The sequence below is a fragment of the Deinococcus pimensis DSM 21231 genome (genome assembly GCF_000519345.1).
Classification (GTDB): Bacteria; Deinococcota; Deinococci; order Deinococcales; family Deinococcaceae; genus Deinococcus_A; species Deinococcus_A pimensis.
Map to the genome: position 1 here is coordinate 50,594 of NZ_KI912652.1, position 4,155 is coordinate 54,748.

The window sequence follows — 4,155 nt, forward strand, 5'->3', positions numbered from 1 at the left end:
AGCACCTCGCCCGGCTCGCCCGCGCCCTCGGCGGGACGCATCGCGAGAAGCTTGAGGCGCGCGCCGCGCCACGTCGTCGCGGAACCCGGCCAGCCGTACACGCCCCGGTAGCGGTCGTACACGGCCCGGGCGGACTCCGCCCAGCGGACGTCGCCGTCCTCGCGGGTGAGCATCGGGGCGTGCGTGGCGAGCGAGTCGTCCTGAGGGACACGCGGCAGCGTGTCCGCGCCGCGCAGCGCCTCCACGATGAGCCGCGCCGCCTGCGCGGAGAGCGCCTCCGCGAGCTCCACGTTCGTCCAGTCGGGCGCGATGGGCAGTTCCTCCTGCAGCACGATCGGGCCGGTGTCCATGCCGACGTCGGTCTGCATGATCGTCGTGCCCGTGACCGTCTCGCCCCGCACGAGCGCCCACTGGATGGGCGCCGCGCCCCGCAGACGCGGCAGCAGGCTCGTGTGCGTATTCAGGAAGCCCAGACGCGGCACGTCCAGCACGCTCGCCGGGAGGATCTTGCCGTACGCGCACGTCACGGCGACGTCCGCGCCACTCGCGCGCAGCGTCTCCTCGAACTCGGCGTTGCGGCGCAGCTTCTCGGGCTGCGCGAGCGGCAGGCCCAGCTCGCGCGCGCGGGCCGCGACGGGCGGCGGCGTGAGCTTCAGGCCGCGCCCGACGGGCTTGTCGGGCTGCGCCACGACGAGCGTCACGTCGAAGTTCGCGCGGACCGCCTCGAAGACGGGCAGCGCGAACGCGGGCGACCCGAAGAACGCCACGCGGCGCGGCGTCACTTCATGCCCTCCAGCCGCTTGAGGTACGCGCGCGCCTCCCGCTGCATCCGCGCGAGGTCCGCGCGGTACTCGTCCATCACCCGCGGCGGCAGGCGGTCCAGGAAGAGCTTCCCGTCGAGGTGGTCGTTCTCGTGCTGGAAGACCCGCGCGAGGTAGTCCTCCGCCTCCTCCACGCGCTCCCGCCCGTCGAGGTCCGTGTAGCGCACCCGCACCGCGCGGTCTCGCGGCACGCCCTCCTCGTAGATGCCGGGAATGGACAGGCAGCCCTCCTGGTACGAGTTGTCCTTGCGGCGATTGATCACCTCCAGCACGGGGTTGATCATCACGAGCTCGCGCAGCACGCGCGACTTCAACGGGCGCTCCTGACCCTCGTTCTCCTCCTCGTCGTCCTCGTACTCGGCGGCGACGAACATGCGCAGGGGCAGACCCACCTGCGGCGCGGCGAGGCCGACGCCACGCGCGTCGTACATCGTCTCCAGCATGATGCGGGCCACCTCGGAGAGGGGCGCGGGCGCGAAGCCCGGCACCGTCACGGGCGCCGTGACGTCCGTGACGGGACGCGCCTTGGCGCGCAGGACCGGGTCGCCGTACAGGCGGATGGGGTAGATGCTCGGCACAGTGTCTCTGTTCTATCAGAGGGGCTCATATGGTTGTGGAGACGCGTGAACGCACGAGGCGAAAGGACCGGACCGCTCACGAGCGTACGACGACAGGTGCGTACGCGTTGAGCGGCGCGCGCCCTCGTCCATCCGGCGCAGCACCATGCCGGCCTCGCTGCGCCATTAGGCGCATGGAGTCCTGACGGGCCTCGCGCACACTTGAGGCACGACCACGTCCGCCGCGCGCCCCCGCGCGCCCCGGTTCCCGACCTTCCGTCCTGCCCCAGGAGGACCCATGACCCTGACCGAGAACGGCCTGCGCGTCGTCCGCGACGACCCCCGCACCGCCCCCGACGAGACGCTGCGCGCGGTCGCCCTCCACCGCGAGGCGATCCGCGCCGAGCGTCTTCCCGACGATCCCCCCTGGGTGATCGACAAGCTCGTCCACGAGATGCGGCATCCCGACTCCGACGAGGAGGTCGTGCAGTTCAACACCTGGGACGGCGACCGCGTCGTCGCGCACCTCGCGCTGTTCTTCCCGACGGTCGAGAACACGCACCTCGTCTTCATCGACCTGAGCGTGCAGGCCTCGCACCGCGGACGCGGCGTCGGCACGGACCTCCTGCGGCGCGCCGTGGACGAGGCCGGGGCGCGCGAACGCCGCCGCCTCATCACCTCCACGAACGAGCGCGTGCCCGCCGGGGAGGCCTTCGCCCGCCGCCTCGGCGCGCAGGAGGCGCTCGCCACGCACCAGAACCAGCTCGTGCTCGCCGAGCTCGACCGTGACCTGCTGCTGGGCTGGGAACGCGACGCCGAACGTCACACCGACTACCGCCCCTGGGTGTGCGTCGGCGCGTACCCCGAGGAGCGCCTCGACGCCATCGTCGACATCTGGAACGTCATGAACACCGCGCCGCGCGGCGACCTCGACATGGAGGACTGGCAGATGACGCCCCAGCGTCTGCGCGAATGGCAGGCCAAGATGCTCGCGACGGGCGAGCGGCGCGTCACCACCTTCGTCGATCACGTGCCCACGGGCCGCATCGTCGCCTACAGCGAACTGTTCTGGGACCCGCGGCGGGACACGCTGCTCTTCCAGGGCGCGACCGCCGCGCATCCCGATCACCGTGGTCACGGCCTCGGACGGCTCGTGAAGGCCCGCAACCTGCGCGAGACGCTGGACCGCAATCCCACCGCCCGGTACGTACGGACCGGGAACGCCGACTCCAACCGCTGGATGCTCGCCATCAACCACGCCATGGGCTTCCGGCCCTTCATCTCCTTCACGGAGTGGCAGGCGGACGTGAGCGCCCTGCGCGAGGCCCTCGCGCGCTGAGCCGAAGGACGGAGGAGGGCCGCCCACGGGGGCGGCCCTCCTCGTGCCTGGGGCGTCGACGCGTCTCTCCACTCATGGGGGCGTCGTACGGACCGGGACGGCCCGGTCCTCGTGCCTGGGGCGGTCACGTGTCTGTGCGCTCATGGGTTCGCTCCCTTTCTGCGCACGTCGAGCGTCACGGTCACCGTGTCGAGGCTGCGCACGCCGTTCGGGAGGCGCAGGTTGGCGCGCGCGTCGTAGCGGCCCTCCCGGTACGTGACGCCCGCCACGACGCGCGAGACGTTCGCGAGGGCGCCGGGCTCGCCGAGCAGGCGCGCCTGGGGCGGCTCGATCTCGACGGACACGACCTCGAAGCCCTGCGGGACGGGCGGCAGCTCCACCGGGACGGTCTTGATGGGCAGGTCGCCCGGATCGGTGCGTTCCACCGTGACGGTCGCGGGGGAGACGCGGACGTCCGTGACGGGACGGCCGTTCTCGTCGATGGCGAGCAGGCGCGCCTCCGCGCTCGCGCCGCGCGCGAGGGACACGGGCACCGTGATGACGCTCGCGACGCTCTCCACGACGCGCTGCGCGCCCGTGACCTGCACGCTGCGCGGCGACACGTCGAAGCGCGGCAGGGCCCGCTCGGGCAGGTTCGTGAGGCTCAGCCGCACCGGGAGGGTGCGGGTGACCTCGGCGTCCACGAAGCCGCTCGCGACGGACGGCGCGAAGCGCACGAGCCGCAGGCCCTCGGGGACCTGCACGTTGATGGGCTCCGAGAAGGGCCCCTCGCGGACGCCCGTGACGTCCACGCTGGCGTTGATGTCGTCGCTCGAGACGTTCGCGAGCCTGCGGCGCGGACCGCTGATGGTGACGCGCACGTTGCGCTCCAGACCGCTGACGGAGCGGCGGTCCACGCCGCCCTCGCCGCGCGTCTCGTCGAGGACGCGCAGCTGCGTCGTGAAAGAGCTCTCGACGGTCTCGCGGCGGTCGCTCGTGGCGACGTACCACAGGCCCATCGCGACGAGGAGCGCCACGATCTTCTGCGGGAGGTTGTGCAGCGTGCGCCGCCACGCGTACGCGAGGGCGCCGCGCGCGCGGCGGGCGGGCGGCGTCACGGACGCTCCTCGTAGACGAGTTCACGCAGGCGTTCGCGCAGCTCGCCGCTGGAGAGTTCGGGTGACAGGCGGCCCGAGAGGGCCACGCGGACGCTGCCGCGCTCCTCGCTGACGATGATCACGACGGCGTCCGTGAGCTCGCTGATGCCGAGCGCGGCGCGGTGGCGGGTGCCGTAGCGGCGGTAGAGGCCGTCGCTGGACTGCAGCGGGAAGAGGCAGGACGCGGCGGCGACGCGGTCGCCCTGCACGATGACGCCGCCGTCGTGCAGGGGCGCGTTGCGGGCGAAGAGCGCTTCGAGGAAGGGCGCGCTGACCCGCGCGTCGAGCGCGACGCCCGTCGC

Annotated in this window: 5 protein-coding genes; 1 reads left to right on the forward strand and 4 read right to left on the reverse strand. The window is 72.7% G+C overall.

Features of this window, described 5'->3' with window-relative positions; all coding sequences use genetic code 11:
* Positions 1-782 (reverse strand): methionyl-tRNA formyltransferase (gene fmt, locus DEIPI_RS0114520; protein ID WP_027482239.1); only part of this gene is annotated, 782 nt, incomplete at its 3' end.
* Positions 779-1,399 carry a peptide deformylase gene (gene def, locus DEIPI_RS0114525; RefSeq protein WP_027482240.1) on the reverse strand — a complete coding sequence of 207 codons (621 nt, stop codon included), beginning with the start codon at positions 1,397-1,399 and terminating at the stop codon, positions 779-781. The genes def and fmt, both read right to left, overlap by 4 nt.
* A gap of 277 nt (positions 1,400-1,676) precedes the next feature.
* On the opposite strand from def, the gene DEIPI_RS31300 reads away from it, so the two are divergent.
* Entirely contained in the window at positions 1,677-2,717 is a 1,041-nt protein-coding gene (locus DEIPI_RS31300; protein WP_052351744.1) for a GNAT family N-acetyltransferase, read from the forward strand.
* Positions 2,718-2,857: 140 nt separating this feature from the next.
* Here the strand turns inward: DEIPI_RS31300 and DEIPI_RS31305 are convergent, their stop codons facing one another.
* Together DEIPI_RS31305 and DEIPI_RS31310 are read right to left on the reverse strand one after the other, a co-directional pair.
* Complete coding sequence (locus tag DEIPI_RS31305) at positions 2,858-3,814, reverse strand: CdaR family protein (protein WP_045234374.1); 957 nt, start codon at positions 3,812-3,814, stop codon at positions 2,858-2,860.
* A partial coding sequence (locus DEIPI_RS31310) for a diadenylate cyclase (protein ID WP_045234375.1) occupies positions 3,811-4,155 on the reverse strand: 345 nt, incomplete at its 5' end. The genes DEIPI_RS31305 and DEIPI_RS31310, both read right to left, overlap by 4 nt.

Coding starts and splice junctions, on each gene's coding strand:
- DEIPI_RS31300 (WP_052351744.1), top strand. CDS start 1,677: ATGACCCTGACCGAGAACGGCCTGCGCGTCGTCCGCGACGACCCCCGC.